This window comes from Stutzerimonas kirkiae, from assembly GCF_004327335.1.
Classification (GTDB): Bacteria; Pseudomonadota; Gammaproteobacteria; order Pseudomonadales; family Pseudomonadaceae; genus Stutzerimonas; species Stutzerimonas kirkiae.
Genome location: NZ_QJUO01000005.1, coordinates 70,483 through 86,110, shown reverse-complemented (window position 1 = coordinate 86,110; position 15,628 = coordinate 70,483). Strand labels below are relative to the sequence as shown.

Annotated in this window: 10 protein-coding genes; 3 read left to right on the top strand and 7 right to left on the bottom strand. The window is 62.9% G+C overall.

Features of this window, described 5'->3' with window-relative positions:
- Window positions 1–232 precede the first annotated feature (232 nt).
- The 4 genes from DNJ95_RS04915 to nhaA all read right to left on the bottom strand — a co-directional run bounded on the left by DNJ95_RS04915 (window position 233) and on the right by nhaA (window position 4,413).
- A complete protein-coding gene (locus DNJ95_RS04915; RefSeq protein ID WP_131183610.1) occupies window positions 233–736 on the bottom strand; it encodes a hypothetical protein in 504 nt (167 codons plus the stop codon).
- 66 nt (window positions 737–802) lie between these two features.
- Window positions 803–2,557, bottom strand: coding sequence for a sodium:solute symporter family protein (locus DNJ95_RS04910; RefSeq protein ID WP_131183609.1), 1,755 nt, complete (start codon window positions 2,555–2,557; stop codon window positions 803–805).
- Window positions 2,558–2,563: 6 nt separating this feature from the next.
- The gene (locus DNJ95_RS04905) at window positions 2,564–2,824 is read right to left on the bottom strand and encodes a DUF4212 domain-containing protein (RefSeq protein WP_131183608.1); all 261 of its coding nucleotides are present in this window, start codon (window positions 2,822–2,824) and stop codon (window positions 2,564–2,566) included.
- A 224-nt stretch (window positions 2,825–3,048) separates the two neighbouring features.
- Window positions 3,049–4,413 carry a Na+/H+ antiporter NhaA gene (gene nhaA / locus DNJ95_RS04900; protein WP_242671910.1) on the bottom strand — a complete coding sequence of 455 codons (1,365 nt, stop codon included), beginning with the start codon at window positions 4,411–4,413 and terminating at the stop codon, window positions 3,049–3,051.
- A 249-nt stretch (window positions 4,414–4,662) separates the two neighbouring features.
- Between nhaA and DNJ95_RS04895 the strand changes: the two genes are divergently transcribed.
- Window positions 4,663–5,112: a universal stress protein gene (locus DNJ95_RS04895; RefSeq protein WP_131183607.1), complete on the top strand. Its 450-nt coding sequence runs from the start codon at window positions 4,663–4,665 to the stop codon at window positions 5,110–5,112.
- Window positions 5,113–5,408: 296 nt separating this feature from the next.
- Here DNJ95_RS04895 and mksF read toward each other — a convergent pair whose 3' ends face one another.
- The 3 genes from mksF to mksB all read right to left on the bottom strand — a co-directional run bounded on the left by mksF (window position 5,409) and on the right by mksB (window position 10,232).
- The gene (gene mksF / locus DNJ95_RS04890) at window positions 5,409–8,225 is read right to left on the bottom strand and encodes an Mks condensin complex protein MksF (RefSeq protein WP_131183606.1); all 2,817 of its coding nucleotides are present in this window, start codon (window positions 8,223–8,225) and stop codon (window positions 5,409–5,411) included.
- On the bottom strand, window positions 8,222–8,926 hold the full coding sequence (gene mksE, locus DNJ95_RS04885; RefSeq protein WP_131183605.1) for an Mks condensin complex protein MksE: 705 nt from the start codon (window positions 8,924–8,926) through the stop codon (window positions 8,222–8,224). The genes mksF and mksE overlap by 4 nt, the downstream gene beginning before the upstream one ends.
- Window positions 8,927–8,996: 70 nt before the next feature.
- Complete coding sequence (gene mksB / locus DNJ95_RS04880; RefSeq protein WP_131183604.1) at window positions 8,997–10,232, bottom strand: Mks condensin complex protein MksB; 1,236 nt, start codon at window positions 10,230–10,232, stop codon at window positions 8,997–8,999.
- Between the two features lie 869 nt (window positions 10,233–11,101).
- Between mksB and smc the strand changes: the two genes are divergently transcribed.
- Entirely contained in the window at window positions 11,102–14,590 is a 3,489-nt protein-coding gene (smc, locus tag DNJ95_RS04875) for a chromosome segregation protein SMC (RefSeq protein WP_131183603.1), read from the top strand.
- A 170-nt stretch (window positions 14,591–14,760) separates the two neighbouring features.
- Entirely contained in the window at window positions 14,761–15,585 is an 825-nt protein-coding gene (gene zipA, locus DNJ95_RS04870) for a cell division protein ZipA (RefSeq protein ID WP_131183602.1), read from the top strand.
- Window positions 15,586–15,628: the final 43 nt, after the last annotated feature.

The window sequence follows — 15,628 nt, the reverse complement described above, 5'->3', positions numbered from 1 at the left end:
CGGTCATTCCTTGGCCGGGTCTTTGCCTGGCTCGATGGCTATGGGGTTTTATATGGATGCAGCTTAACCATCCTGGATTTTCCGGAGTTGATAGGCGTCAATGATATGGCCAGGTGCCATCTGGCGATGGTGCAGAAGGGGCGTGGGGGCAGGCTCATCCATGAGTCGAGCGTCACGGGCCAAAGACTTCGCGGGCGAGCCCGTTCCTATGAGGCCATTGGCAGTGCAGGGCTCAATTGCATACGGCTTCGTATACCGGATCGCTGCTGGTCAGTTGGAAGACTGGGCCTTGCACCTCGCCGGCTTCATTCAGCAGGACCTGTTCTCTGGTCGAACAGTTGAGCAGGTAGGCTTGAGAGGCAACGATGTCGACGTGAGCTTTTTCGAATCGATACAGGAAGAACTGCGCCAACGATTGGCCTTCCTGCTCGGTCTTCACCATTCTCGCAGTGTCTATCACGGTAAAGCCGGTTGTCATCGGGATGACGAATGTCCAGGGGCGCCAGATACTGGGTACCTGTTCGATCCGTACTATCGAGGCCCCATCAGGTAATTGCGTCCGTTTATGGTCGATCCAGGAGTACTCGTAGTAGATCTGGTAAGTCAGCATGCCAATACCCGCGAGAGCCGGAACGAACCACTTTGGTAATTTTTTTCCACTGGCCATGCGTAATAGCAAGGCGATACCGGCAGCACCGAGGCCTGCCGAAAGGAGTGCAACCAAATGCCAGATCATGATGTCCCCGCGAAATAAGACGGGCTTCCTGATGGAAGCCCGTGAACGATGGTGTCAGGCTGGCTGTCAGTGATGTGCGACAGCTGCTCCGGCACCTTTCGGGTAGCGAACGCTTTCTACCAGATCCTGCACTTCTTGTGGCGGCTCTTCGGTCGCATAGGACACGGCGAATGCCACGATGAAGTTTATGATGGCACCTACGCTACCAATGGACAGCGGGGAGATCCCGTACAACCAGTTGTCCGGAGTGTTGGGCAGGTTGTTGGTGCCAGGAATGAAGAACCATCCCAGGTAGATGAAGATATACACCACGGTGAACAGCAAGCCAGTGACCATGCCTGCGATGGCGCCCTTGCTGTTGATGCGCTTGGAGAAGATCCCCATCATCAGCACCGGGAAGATCGACGATGCGGCGATCCCAAAGGCGAGTGCCACGACCTGAGCTGCGAATCCGGGTGGATTTAGGCCGAGGAAGGTCGCGAGTACGATTGCAACCGCCATGGATATTCGCGCAGCCAGCATTTCGCTTTTTTCGCTGATATTCGGGTTGATGATGGTCTTGATCAGGTCATGGCTGATTGCCGAGGAAATCGCCAGCAGAAGGCCTGCGGCGGTCGAGAGGGCTGCCGCGATGGCACCCGCAGCGATCAGTCCTATGACCCAGCCTGGCAGGTTGGCAATTTCCGGGTTGGCCAGGACCAGGATATCGGAGTTGATGTCCAGCTCATTGCCATTCCAGCCACGGTCGGAGAAGTCGGCGGTCGGGTTGTAGTATTGGATACGACCGTCGGCATTCTTGTCCTCGAACTTGATCAGGCCCGTGTCTTCCCAGGTCTTGACCCATTGCGGACGCTCTTCGTACTGCAGGGCCGGCTGCTCGACACCGTTCGGATATACGGTAGTGATCAGGTTCAGGCGTGCCATCGAGGCGACAGCAGGTGCAGTGGTGTAGAGCAGGGCGATGAAGACCAGTGCCCAGCCGGCGGACGAACGGGCATCCGACACCTTGGGTACGGTGAAGAAGCGGATGATGACGTGCGGCAGACCGGCGGTACCGATCATCAGCGACAGGGTGAACAGGGTCATGTTCAGTTTGTTGGAAACATCGGCGGTGTAGTCCTGGAAGCCAAGTTCGCGTACCACTTCGTTCAACTTCTGTAGCAGCGGCATGCCTGATTCGGTGTGGGTACCGAACATGCCCAGTTGTGGCAGTGGGTTGCCGGTCAGGTGCAGGGAAATGAACACTGCCGGGATGGTGTAGGCAACGATCAGTACGACGTACTGGGCGACCTGGGTGTAGGTGATGCCCTTCATTCCGCCGAGTACGGCGTAGAAGAACACGACCGTGGAGGCGATCCAGATACCCGCCGAGTTGCTGACTTCAAGAAAGCGCGAGAAGGCAACGCCAGCACCGCTCATCTGGCCGATCACATAGGTGATGGAGGTCAGCAGCAAGGCGACGATTGCAACCAGGCGCGCACCTTTGCTGTAGAAACGGTCACCCACGAAGTCAGGTACGGTGAATTTGCCGAATTTGCGCAGGTAGGGCGCAAGCAGCATGGCCAACAGCACATAACCGCCAGTCCAGCCCATCAGGAAGGATGAGTTGACATAGCCGACCGAGATCAGACCGGCCATGGAAATGAAAGAAGCTGCCGACATCCAGTCGGCGGCGGTGGCCATGCCGTTGGCGACCGGACCGACGCCTCCGCCCGCGACATAGAACTCCTTGGTCGAGCCTGCCCTGGCCCAGATGGCAATGCCGATATAAAGAAGGAACGAGGCGCCTACAAATAATATATTGATTGAGAACTGGCTCATGGTTCTTTACTCCTCAAGGCCGAATTCTTTATCGAGCTTGTTCATCTTCCAGCGGTAGTGAAAGATCAGCACGATAAATGTGAGGATTGAACCTTGTTGTGCGAACCAGAACCCGAGGTCTGCGCCGCCGACTGGAATACCTGCGACCAGGGGTCTCAGCAGGATGCCAAAACCGTAGGAACACAGAGCCCATATCACCAGGCTCCATATAATCAGCCTGAGGTTGGCTGACCAGTATGCAGCGGCATTAGATTTTTCATCTGCCATGGTAGTGCTCTCCGCTTGTTGTTATTGGATTTTTAGCATTTTCATTCTGCTGAATATGTTTTGGCAGAGAATCCCGACCTTAGTCTTAATGAATGAAGGTTGTTACATTCAGAATCCCTTTTGGCTATGACTATCCATCTTTTGGCATATACCGGATAAGTGGTTTTCATGCTTGTCGGTTATGCGGGGGCCGCGCGTGCTTTCCGGCGCGGGTATGGTAATCGTCATGCGGATGCGGTGATGGCTCGCTTGCGCTTCGCATACAGGTAGCCCCAACCCAGGCCAGCCAGCGTTGCGGTCAACGAGGCCAGCAAGACGCCGAGTTTTGCGGCGGACAGCAGCCCTGGATCATTGAAACCCAGTGTGGCGATGAATATCGACATGGTGAAGCCGATTCCAGCCAGCAGGCTCACCAATGTGATCCAGCCCCAGTCGACATCGGGCGGCAGGTCGCACCAGCCGAGTCGCACCATTGTCCAGCTTGTGGCAAAGATACCGAGTGGCTTGCCCAGCACCAGCGCGAGCGTCACGCCGAACATCACCGATTGCGTCGCGCCGAATGAGACGTCCGCGCCTTCCAGGCTTACGCCTGCATTGGCCAGGGCGAACAATGGCATGATTCCGTAAGCCACCCATGGGTGGAGAGCCATTTGTACACGTGTGACAGGTGGCATCAGCTCGCGCTGGGCGCGGCGCAGTCGGCGGAGCGGGCCTATGAGGTGGTTGGGGTCTTTATCTGCCGAATGCTCGGTCAATTCGCGCAAGGCGCGGCTGGCCAGCTCCAGCGGTTTGTCATGCAGACGTGCCGGCAGGACCGGTGTCATCAGCCCCAGCACGACTCCGGTCAGCGTCGGGTGCGCGCCACTCTTGAGCAGTCCTGCCCAGAGGATTGCGCCGGGAAGGATATAGGCGTAAGCCGTGCCGATGCCGGCTTTTTGCATCCCCAGTACTATCAGGATGCCGATGATGGCGATCATCAACCCGGCGTAGTCCAGCCCTCCGGAGTAGAACAGGGCGATGATCAGTACAGCGGAAATGTCATCGATGATCGCCAACGCCAGGAGGAATATGCGCACATTTCCCGGAATGGAGCGTCCCAGCAGTGCCAGTACTCCAACCGCGAATGCGATATCGGTCGCTGTCGGCACGGCCCAGCCCCGGCTTTGCACAGGGTCGTGGTTGATCGCCAGATAGATCAGTGCCGGCACTGTTATGCCACCTATGGCCGCGGCCAGAGGAAGGGCTGCCAGTTTCATGCTGGCCAGTGCGCCTTCATGGATTTCGCGGCGTATTTCCATGCCTACGACCAGGAAAAACACGGTCATCAAGGCGTCGTTGATCCAGAAGTGCAAGGGTTGGGTATAGAGGTGCTCGCCCAGTCCGAGGGTCAGGGGTATGTGCCAGAGGTCATGGTAACTGGCCGACGCGGGCGAGTTCGCCCAGATCAGGGCCGCGACGGCTGCGAGAATCAGGATCATGCCGCTGGCCGCTTCTATATGAAGGAAACGCTCAAGGGCAAAGAAGGCGCGTTCTGCATAAAGTTGCACGCGCGGCGGTTGCTGCTGTGAGTGGTGACGGTTCATGGCCATGAGTACTCCCCGCGCGGCGGCCCGACCAGCGCTATGAACCTGCCTTACCGCAGCACGCAGTAGCGACACCCAGCACGCACCTTACCCGAACGGCGAGCGGCTGACAAAGCCACTACTTTAAGTGGATATATGGTTCCGCTTCAGCCCGAGACAATGGCCGGTGCGCGGCAGGCCTGACACGTTTGACCGGGGTCAATGGCCCATGGGCCAGGGCGACCCAGAATACCCTGACATACCGGAGGATTTACCATGTACAAGCACATTCTCGTTCCAACCGACGGTTCGGCACTGTCCGCCCATGCCATCGACGAAGCTCTGGCCCTGGCCAAGGCCCTGGATGCGAAGGTCACGCTGTTCACCGTGATAGAACCTTTTCACCTGTCGTCCTACGTCCCCGCGCAGATCATGGAGACGCGAGAGCTGTACGAGCAGCATGCCGCCGCGGAAGCGGAACGACGCCTGGAACAGGGGGCGGAAAAGGCCAGGGCGCTTGGCGTGGCTCACGAAACCGTGTCGGCGAGCAGCGAAGACCCGCACGAAGCGATCATCGAGGCCGCCACGGCGCAGCGTTGCGACCTGATCGCAATGGCCTCCCACGGGCGGCGTGGCGTCAAGGCGTTGGTACTGGGAAGCATGACGTCCAAGGTACTCACCCATTCGCAGATCCCGGTGCTGGTATACCGTCACGCGGCGGGCTGAGGGCGGCACTTCCTGGGGCCCGTGACAGGGCCATCGCATGAAGTGTGAGGTCATGGCCGTGGCCGATAGGTTGCCGTCCGGTCGTGACTGGATCGGCAATCGCCGGGGCCTGGGAGCAGCGTTGTTGTGCGAATGCCTGGCCCCGTGCCGCCACCAGGCATCCACATGACTTCAAGACCAGGTCAATTCACCCGGCGTGCATTATTTCGACCCTGCTATTTTCAGTATGTAACCGCATCGGTCACTGCGACTCCCGTAAGACTGCGTCGCATTTGTTGGCGCCACCGTGCGTTCGATCAGGCAGTTCCGTCCTGTGCCGTGCGCGGTCGGATGAATTTCCAGTCCGCCTCGTCGATATAGATGCCGCCCGGGCCGCTGCCGCCTTCCAGGTCGATGGCGACATGGGCGCAGACCTGCGGCTTGACCGAGGCCAGGATCGGTACGAAGCCCAGTTGCAGGCTGGTCTCGATCAGCGCCTGCTGGTTGCGTTCGTCGATGTCCGCCGCCTCGTCGAGGTAGTAGGGCAAACGGACCTTGCCGGCCTGTTCCCGGTCCATCAGGTGCAGCAGCAGGTACATGTTGGTCAGCGCCTTGATGGTCATGGTGGTGCCGTTGCTCGCCGCGCCGTCGATATCGGTGTGGGTCACCGGCTGGCCGCCGACCTTGGTGATCTCGAAGGCCAGTTCGAACAAGTCCTTCAGGCCCAACTGGTTGCCGTTGGCGGCGACCAGGCGCGACAGGTAGTCCTTGGCTTCCTCGTTGCGCGCATCCTGCTCGGCGCTCTGGGACAGGTCGAACACCGACAGCGTCTCGCCCTCTTCGTACTGGCCGGCGCTGTGGATGATCTGGTCGATATGGCGCAGGGCGTCCTTGTTCGGCGCCAGGGTGATGCGGAAGCTCGCCAGGTTGGACACCTGGCGCTTGTTGATCTCGCGGTTGAACAGCGCCAACTGGTGTTCCAGGTTGTCGTAGTCGCTGCGGATATTGCGCAGGGTGCGGGCGATATCGGTGACCGCGGCACGCCTGGCCTTGGCCAGGGTGAGGGCTTCGTCCTGGCGATGCGCATAGGCATTCACCAGCAGTTGCAGGCGCCGCTCCGGGTCTTCCTCGCTGTCGAACTTGGCCACGCCCTTGAGGCGCACCTGGGCATACAGCGCCTCGATCTGGCCGTCGATGCGCTGCAATGCCTGCCAACTGTCCTGGTAGTCGTTTAGCAGCGGCAGCAGGTTGTCCAGCGAGTCGTCCACCGGTTCCATGAAGGGCGTGCCGAAGGGCAGGTCGGCGGGTAGCAACTGGCGGCGGCGCAGGGCATCTTCCAGGGTGCGCTGCTTGGCTTCCAGGTCGGCGAGCTGGCGGTTGACCAGTTGCTGCCTGGCATTCAGTTGCTGCACGCGCTCGGTGAAGGCGTCGCTGGCGCGCTTGAGTTCATCCTGTGCCGCTTCGGCCTGGGCCAGCCGCTCCAGCTTGTCGTCTTCCTCGGCGGCCAGGGTCTGGCTGCGACGGAAATCTTCCAGGGCCTTCTGTGCGTCCAGCACCTGCTGGTAGAAAGTGTCGGCGCGGGCCTTGCTGGCGGCACGGTCGACGGCCACCGCGTGCTGGGTCCTGAGTTGCTTGAGTTCGCGCTCCAGGCGGTCCTTCTGGTCGCGTAGCGCGGCGCGGTCGGCCAGCGCCTGCAGGGCCGGCGGCTCGATATGCGACAGGTCGATGGACAGCCCCGGCAGCTCGAAGCGCTCGCCCTTGAAGTGCTCCAGCACGCCTTCGACGGCCTTGACCCATTGCTCGCCGTCGTCGAGATGAATGCCTTTCTCGCCGCTCTTGTCGGTGAGGGGCAGGCCGAACAACTGGCCGTTGAACAGGCGCATCAGGCGGTCCACGTCGGCCTGGGAGAACTCCTCGCGCAGTCGCGAGTAGCTGTTGTTGTCGGCATGTTCGAGCTGCTGCCTGACGGATTTCAGGCGCTTTTCCAGCTCGCGCAGGCGTTCGTCCAGGTCTTCCGAGGAGAACTGCCGCGACTGCGCCAGGGCGCCGGCCAGTTCGTCGTGGGCATCCTTGGCCGCCAGCAACTGCTCCTCCAGTACCTTGGCGTCCTCGACCAGTGCGAAGCGGTTCTTCAGTACCGCCAGTTCGCCGAGCCAGCGCTGGATCTCGCTGATTTCCCGCTCCAGGCGCATCAGCTCGGAGGTACCGCCGCGCTGTTCCTGTTGCAGGCCGTCCTGTTCGCGCTGGTAGTGCTCGAGCTGGATCAGCAGTTCCTCGCGGCGCGCCTCGGCATAGTCCTGCCAGGTGCCGAGCAGAGAGTCGAGCAGCGGCGACAGGCGGTGCAGCTTGCCGCGCAGCAGTTCGCGCTGGGCCACGCCGGTGGCCAGCGCCTCGACCAGCGGGCCGGCGGCGACCAGCGCCTGGTAGTCCTGCTCCATGCGCCGTACGTCACGGAAGGCCTCCTCGGTGGCGGCGATATAGTCGACGCTGCCGGAACGCAGGCTGTGCTCGAAGGCATCGAGGAACAGTTGCTTGAGCTTGGCGGCGGTGATCTCGCGCATGTGCAGCAGGTTGATGAACAGCGCGCGGAAGGTCTTCAGACTCTGCTCGCTGGTCGAGCGCAGCGGGATCATGGTCAGGTCCAGCGGGATCGAGGTATGGCCGCCGACCAGCAGCCGCCGCAGTTCGTCCGGCTTGACTTCATGGGCCTTGATGCCGGCGCGCTCGAGGTTGGCGAACAGTTCGCGCTGGCGCAGGCAGATGCCGTCCTGCTGGTAGTGCTCGAGCGCCAGCGAGCCGGCATAGACGAAGAACTGGTGGCCGAAGCCGCCGCCCGGCCCGCGCCCGGCGACGCCGATCACATGCGGGCCATGGGGCAGCTCGAGTTCGATGAGGATATAGCTGGTATCGCTGGCGAAGTAGAACTTGCGCGACTGCTCCAGGCTGTACTTGCCGAAGCTCATGTCCGACATGCGCGCCAGGATCGGAAACTGCAGGGCGTTGATCGAGGCGGACTTGCCCAGGTTGTTGGCGCCGTACACCGACAGCGGGTTTTCCAGCGGAAACACGCCGAGGCTGTAGCCGGCGGTGTTCAGCAGGGCGAAGCGGCGGATGCCGTAGCGTTGCTGGGTCATGCGTCGAGCTCCCGTTGTTCGGCGATGGCGCGGGCGATGGCATCCTCTTCGGATTCTGCGACGGGCTCGCGGGGGGCGGGTGGGTTTTCGATCAGGATGATTTCATCCAGCTCTTCGTCGGCGACCAGCTCGGGGGGCGGCAGGGACAGGTCGCCGCTTTGCAGGCTCGCCGCCAGGTCGCGGTCCTGCTGCACCGACAGGCAGACATCGAGGAAGCGGTGCATCGGCGGCAGGAAGCGGTAGACGCCGTTGCTGTCCTCGGCGAAGCCGAGCTGGGTCAGGCGGCGGATGACTTTCTCTTCCAGTTCGTCCTGGGTAGTGACTTCCGCCTGCACGAACAGGTCGCGGTATTTCTCCAGCAGCGCCGGCAGCTCGTCACGCCCGAGGCTGCCGCCGTCGAGCACCGCGAGCGGGTCGCGGCCCTGGTCGGCGAGGTGTTCGACCAGGATGAAGGTGAACAGCGCCAGGCGCTGGGCGGTCTTGTTGACCTGGGCGCCGGCCTGCTCGGGGACGAAGTAGTAGAAGCCGCGCGGGTCGCATACCAGTTCGAAGCCGAGCGCCTTGAACAGCGCGCGGTACTGGTCCTGCAGGGTGGAGAGCTGGGCGTAGCATTCCGGCTCGCTGCGCGACAGGTGGTAGCCCTTGAACAGTTCGCGGAAGATCGGCGCGAGCTGGGTCATTTCTTTAAGGTCGATGTTCATACGTAATGCTCACAGGCAGTCGGGTGCGCCGTGCGCACCAGGTCGTCGGTTGCGGTGCGCGCGGCGCAGCCTACGGAGTCTTGAGTAGGGCATAGGAAGCGAGGCTGACATGGTGTTCGCGGGTCAGGTAGTCACTGCGTGGCAGGCGTTCGCGCTGGAAGCGGCTATCGCGCGACAGGCGTGAGAACCAGTACAGCAGTTCATCGGTGGCCCCCTCCGGTTCCTGTTCCAGCAACCAGGCCATCAGGTCGGGCAGTGGCAGGGAGCGTTCGCAGCGTTCGAGCATTTCCCGCGCGGTACGCGGGGCATGCGCGGCGTCGGCGCGGCGCTTGCCGGTGGCTTTTGGGAAGCGCGCCGGCTTCGGCTGGAAGCGCGCCAGGGCATAGACATAGGCCTCCACCTGCGAGGCGCTGCCGAGGAAGGTGCTCTGCGGGCGGGTGAACAGCGCCAGCGAGGCTTGTGGCACGGCGTCCAGGCCCTTCTTGCGGATGCTCGCCAGCGCCAGCGCCGCGCCACGGGTGACGGCGTTGTGGCGGCGTGCTTCCTCGCGCAGCGGCAGCAGCAGTTCGCGGGCGCGGCGCAGGGTCAACTGGGCGCTGGTCTGCATTTCCAGGATGCGCGCGTGGGTGCGCAGCAGCAGGTCGTCGTCGACCAGTTGGCCGAGGCGCTGCTGTTCGCCGAGCAGGTGCAGCAGTACCTGCTCGACACGGTGCACGCCCTGTTCGAAGGCGCCGTCGGCGGCCACCAGTTGGATCATCGGTTCGACATATTCGTCCCAGGTCGCCAGCACCTCGGCATAGCGCTGGCGCAGCGGGATCTGCCGGTCGCTGGTCTTGGCCCGCTCGGCCACCGCCACCAGCGCCTGTTCGTCGTTGTCGAGCTTCTTCAGTACGTCGCGCACACGCATGTCGAGCAGGCGCAACTGGCGCGCCAGGTCGTTGCCGTCGCGGATGTCGAAGGCGTCCTGGATATGCCCGGCCAGGCGTTCCAGGTGGCGCAGGTAGGCCTCGATCTCCAGACACAGGCCGAGGCGGTGCTCGCGCCGCAGGTAGGCGAGGAAGTCGTGGATCTGTGCGTTCAGCTCGAAGCGGTTGGGGCTCTTGGCCACCGGCACCAGGATATCCAGGCGAATCCACTGGTCGAGCAGGGCGGTGATGTCGGTGGGGGTGCCTGCCGGCAGTTGTGCGGCAAGCTGGTAGCGCAGCTCCACCAGGCTCAGGGTGCCGCTGTCGAAGCGTTCGCAGAGAGGTTCGAGCAGGGGCCAGTGTTCGGCGAGGGCGCGCAGTACGCGCTTGGGGTCGATCATCGCGGGGGCGGTCGCTCTGCTTGGCTAAAAAGGGCCGATTCTAGCGTAAAAAGCCACTGGCTGGCGGTGCAGGGGCAGGGCAATTGCGCTGCCGCCAAGGAGCAGCCTTGCAACTGGATTGGCAATTTCGTATCCGGGGTTGATGGCGTGCACTGCGTGTCCTCGGGTGTGGCGCCTCTGTGCGAATGCCAGGTGGCGGTACTGGGCACGCGTGAATACATCCCTGTAGCTCTTCGCCGCCATCCCTGGCGGCGAAGGCCCCGTCCCGCCACCTGGCATCCGCACAGCCACTTTCCGAGGTGACTGTGGAAAAAGCTCGCTGGCCATAAGACCACGCACCTGGGCTGGAATGACGGAATAGATTTTCTGATAGCCGACGCGGTAATTGCTGCGATCCCGGCCAACCCCTCGGAGAAACCTTCGTCGGCAGGGACGCCGACGAAGAGCGGCCCTTGTTTATATGTGCGACGGGTTCATGCGTGTTTCGTAGAGGGGTTGGCCGGGATCGCAATGTCGCAGGAATCAAGGACAACGCAATCGCCCTTATGCACAAGTACAAACTCACTTGCCAATCCGGTTGCAATCTTTTGTATAGCGCGATTGCCCTGGGTGCAGGGGACGGAGCGGGGCGATCGCATGAAGCATTTCACCCCGTTCTCATTCATGGACGAGGGGTAGAAGCAGGTTCTGCCCATGAGTATCCGTATGGTCTGTTTATAGGGTGCGGTCCCCGTTTGAAGGCGGCGCGCCTTGCGACAAGGCCACGATACTCCCTAGAATCGCCTGATTTTGCACGCTGTGGCGCAATTCCCACGGGATTGTCCAGCCTTGCAGGCGCCGCGCGCGCCGATCGACACGGAGCGCCCTTCATGCGTCTGAAAAGTATCAAGCTGGCGGGTTTCAAGTCCTTCGTCGATCCGACCACGGTGAGTTTCCCCAGCAACATGGCGGCGGTGGTCGGCCCCAATGGCTGCGGCAAATCCAACATCATCGACGCGGTTCGCTGGGTGATGGGCGAAAGCTCGGCGAAGAACCTCCGTGGCGAGTCGATGACCGATGTCATCTTCAACGGCTCCAACACGCGCAAGCCGGTCACCCAGGCCAGCATCGAGCTGATCTTCGACAACAGCGACAGCACCCTGACCGGCGAGTATGCCGGGTTCGCGGAGATCTCCATCCGCCGCCGGGTCACCCGCGACGGGCAGAACACTTACTTCCTCAATAGCGTCAAATGCCGGCGCCGGGATATCACCGATATCTTCCTCGGCACCGGCCTTGGCCCGCGTAGCTATTCGATCATCGAACAGGGCATGATTTCCCGGCTGATCGAGGCCCGGCCCGAGGACCTGCGCAACTTCATCGAAGAAGCCGCCGGCATCTCCAAGTACAAGGAGCGCCGGCGCGAGACGGAAAGCCGCATCCGCCGTACCCAGGAGAACCTGGCGCGCCTGGGCGACCTGCGCGAGGAGCTGGAGCGCCAGCTCGAACGCTTGCAGCGCCAGGCCCAGTCCGCCGAGAAGTACCAGGAGCACAAGGCCCGCGAGCGGCAGTTGAAAGCCGAGTTGATGGCGCTGCGCTGGCAGGCGTTGAACCAGCAGGTGGGGCAGCGTGAACAGGTCATCGGCGATCAGGAAGTCGCCTTCGAGGCGCTGATGGCCGAGCAGCGCAATGCCGATGCCGGTATCGAGCGCTTGCGCGATGGCCACCATGAACTGACCGAGCGCTTCAACCAGGTCCAGGGGCGCTTCTATTCGGTCGGCGGCGACATCGCCCGGGTCGAGCAGAGCATCCAGCATGGTCAGCAGCGGCTGCGCCAGTTGCAGGATGACCTGCGCGAGGCTGAGCAGGCCCGCCAGGAGGCCGAGCGCCACCTGGGGCATGATCGCAGCGTGCTGGCCGGGCTCGACGAGGAGCTGGCCATGCTCGAGCCTGAGCAGGCGCTGAGCGGGGCGGCCGCCGAGGAGGCCGCCGCCGGCCTGGAGCAGGCCGAGCAGGCCATGCAGGACTGGCAGGAACAGTGGGATGCGTTCAACCAGCACAGCGCCGAGCCACGGCGGGTGGCGGAGGTGCAGCAGTCGCGCATCCAGCAACTGGAGCAGGCGCTGGAGCGGCTGCATGAGCGGCAGCGGCGCCTGGCGGATGAGCGTGAAGCCCTGTGCGCCGATCCGCAGGACGATGCGCAGCAGGAACTGGCGCAGCGGCTGGCGCAGGAGGAGTTGCAGTCGAAGGAACTGAGCGAACGGCAGGCGCTGGTCGGCGAGAGCCTGGAACGACTGCGTGGGCAGTTGCAGGACAGCGTCCGCGCCGAGCAACAGGCCCAGGGCGAATTGCAGCGCCTGCAGGGCCGTATCGCTTCGCTGGAAGCCTTGCAGCAGGCGGCCCTGGACCCCGGGCAGGGCACGCAGGCGTGGCTGCTCGAACAGGGCCTGGCCGAGACACCGCGCCTGGCCGATGGCCTGCGGGTCGAGCCGGGCTGGGAACTGGCGCTGGAGACGGTGCTGGGGGCCGACCTGCAGGCATTGTTGCTGGATGATTTCGCCGGCTTGCCGCTGCACGCGCTGCAGCAGGGCGAGTTGCGCCTGCTGCGGTTGCAGGTGTCGCGCCCGGCGCTGGCCGGTTCGCTGCTGGACAAGGTGTCGGCGCCCTGCGATCTCTCGCCCTGGCTGGCGCACGTGCGCACGGTGGAAACCCTCGAGCAGGCGCTGGCCGCCCGGGCCGGGCTGGCCGAGGGCGAGAGCCTGGTCAGCCGCGACGGTTATTGGCTGGGGCGGCACTTCCTGCGGGTACGGCGCGGCAGCGATGCACAATCCGGGATACTGGCGCGCGCCCAGGAGTTGCTCGGCCTGCAGGCCGAGCGGGACGAGCGCGAGCAGGCGCTGGCGGGCCTGCACGAACGACTGGCGTCGCTGCGTGAGCAGCAGGCCGCGCAGGAACAGACGCTGGAAGCGCTGCGCGGGCGCCAGCAGGAGGCCGCCCGCCAGCACGGCGAGCTCAAGGCGCTGCTTTCCGCCGGGCAGGCCCGGCTGGAGCAGCGCTCGCTGCGCCGCCAGCGGCTCGATGAAGAACTGCGCGAGCTGGCGGCGCAACAGGCACTCGAACAGGAGCAACTGGGCGAGTCGCGGCTGATCCTGCAGGATGCGCTGGACGCCATGGAGCAGGATATCGAGCGGCGCGAGCAGTTGCTGGCGCGGCGCGAAGATATCCGTGAAGGCCTCGATGGCATCCGCCAGGACGCGCGCCAGCGCCAGGAGCAGGCCCACCAACTGGCCGTGCGGCTGGGTTCGCTGAAGGCCCGGCAGGCGTCCATCCGCCAGGCGCTGGAACGGCTCGAACAGCAGTTCGAGCGCAGCCTGGAGCGGCGCGAGCAGTTGAACCTGAACCTGGAAATGGGCCAGGCGCCGCTGGAAGAGCTGCGCATGCGCCTGGAGGAACTGCTGGAGCGGCGCATGGCGGTCGAGGACGAGCTGAAGCAGGCGCGCCTGGCCGTGGAAGATGCCGACCGCGAGCTGCGCGATGTCGAGCGGCGGCGCAGCCAGGCCGAACAACAGGCACAGTTGCTGCGCGGCCAACTGGAGCAGCAGCGCCTCGAATGGCAGGCGCTCAGCGTCCGCCGCAAGGCCTTGCAGGAGCAACTGCACGAGGAGGGCTACGACCTGCATGGTGTGCTTGGCGTACTGGTCGAGGGGGCCAGCGAGGGCGCTTGGGAGGATGAGCTGGAGCAACTGGCGGCGCGCATCCAGCGGCTCGGGCCGATCAACCTGGCGGCCATCGACGAGTACCAGCAGCAATCGGAGCGCAAGCGCTACCTGGACGCGCAGAACGACGACCTGGTCGAGGCGCTGGATACCCTGGAAAACGTCATCCGCAAGATCGACCGGGAAACCCGTAACCGCTTCAAGGAAACCTTCGAGCAGATCAATGCCGGCCTGCAGGCGTTGTTCCCGAAAGTATTCGGTGGCGGCAATGCCTACCTGGAACTTACCGGGGAAGATCTACTCGATACCGGGGTGGCGATCATGGCGCGGCCGCCGGGCAAGAAGAACAGCACCATCCACCTGTTGTCCGGCGGGGAAAAGGCATTGACGGCACTGGCGCTGGTGTTCGCCATCTTCCAGTTGAACCCGGCGCCTTTCTGTATGCTCGATGAAGTGGATGCGCCGCTGGACGATGCCAACGTGGGCCGTTATGCGCGACTGGTCAAGGAGATGTCGGCGAGCGTGCAGTTCATCTATATCACTCACAACAAGATCGCCATGGAAATGGCCGAACAGTTGATGGGCGTGACCATGCATGAGCCGGGCTGCTCGCGGCTGGTCGCAGTGGATGTGGAACAGGCGGTGGCCATGGTCGATGGCTGATGGGCGGTTTTTCCGTCGATATGCAAAAGGATATATAAAAGACAACGGGCCAGCGGTGCCAAACCGGTGTGTGGCGTGCTAATTTAGCGGCCAATTATTGCAATACGCGAATGCGGACTTCTTTACCGCCCTTCGCTTTTTAATCATTGTCATCAGAGGTCGGGGTATTAATGGATATCGGTCTGCGCGAGTGGCTGATTGTCATCGGCATCATTGTTATCGCCGGGATTCTGTTCGATGGTTGGCGGCGCATGCGGGGTGGCAAGGGCAAGTTGAAATTCAAGCTCGATCGCAGCCTGGCGAACCTGCCCGATGAAGAGGAAAGCGACAATGAGGTACTCGGCCCGGCGCGCGTGATCAAGCGTGACCAGGACCCGGCACTGGATGAGGATAGCCTGCCATCGCTCAGTGCCCGCGAACCGTCCGGGTCCCGGCGCGAGGAGCCCCACCAGGGCGACCTGCACCTGAGTATCGACGAGCCCAGGCAGCAAAGCCTGATCGATCCGTTGCTCGACGAAGAGGATATCGAGGAGGCGCCGCGCAAGGAACAGGCACCGGTCGAGGAAGTGTTGGTGATCAACGTGATCTGCCGCGACAGTGGCGGTTTCCGTGGCCCGGCGTTGCTGCAGAATATTCTCGAAAGTGGCCTGCGTTTTGGCGAGATGGACATCTTCCACCGCCATGAAAGCATGGCCGGCAACGGCGAAGTGCTGTTCTCCATGGCCAACGCGGTCAAGCCAGGGACCTTCGACCTGGACGATATCGACCACTTCACCACCCCCGCCGTGAGTTTCTTCCTTGGCCTGCCGGGGCCGCGTCATCCGAAGCAGGCGTTCGATGTGATGGTCGCCGCGGCGCGCAAACTGTCCCAGGAACTCAATGGCGAGCTCAAGGACGACCAGCGCAGCGTGCTGACCGCCCAGACCATCGAGCACTATCGCCAGCGCATCGTCGAGTACGAGCGTCGGCAGATGACCCTCAAGCCGCAGCGATAAACCAAGCGACAAGAGCCGAATGAAAACACCACCAGTCCTCCGG

What these genes read in the sequence shown, in the direction of transcription:
- DNJ95_RS04905 (WP_131183608.1), bottom strand. Translation starts at nt 2,824, where the DNA reads ATGGCAGATGAAAAATCTAATGCCGCTGCATACTGGTCAGCCAACCTC.
- zipA (WP_131183602.1), top strand. Translation starts at nt 14,761, where the DNA reads ATGGATATCGGTCTGCGCGAGTGGCTGATTGTCATCGGCATCATTGTT.
- nhaA (WP_242671910.1), bottom strand. Translation starts at nt 4,413, where the DNA reads ATGGCCATGAACCGTCACCACTCACAGCAGCAACCGCCGCGCGTGCAA.
- mksF (WP_131183606.1), bottom strand. Translation starts at nt 8,225, where the DNA reads ATGACCCAGCAACGCTACGGCATCCGCCGCTTCGCCCTGCTGAACACC.
- mksE (WP_131183605.1), bottom strand. Translation starts at nt 8,926, where the DNA reads ATGAACATCGACCTTAAAGAAATGACCCAGCTCGCGCCGATCTTCCGC.
- DNJ95_RS04915 (WP_131183610.1), bottom strand. Translation starts at nt 736, where the DNA reads ATGATCTGGCATTTGGTTGCACTCCTTTCGGCAGGCCTCGGTGCTGCC.
- mksB (WP_131183604.1), bottom strand. Translation starts at nt 10,232, where the DNA reads ATGATCGACCCCAAGCGCGTACTGCGCGCCCTCGCCGAACACTGGCCC.
- DNJ95_RS04895 (WP_131183607.1), top strand. Translation starts at nt 4,663, where the DNA reads ATGTACAAGCACATTCTCGTTCCAACCGACGGTTCGGCACTGTCCGCC.
- DNJ95_RS04910 (WP_131183609.1), bottom strand. Translation starts at nt 2,557, where the DNA reads ATGAGCCAGTTCTCAATCAATATATTATTTGTAGGCGCCTCGTTCCTT.
- smc (WP_131183603.1), top strand. Translation starts at nt 11,102, where the DNA reads ATGCGTCTGAAAAGTATCAAGCTGGCGGGTTTCAAGTCCTTCGTCGAT.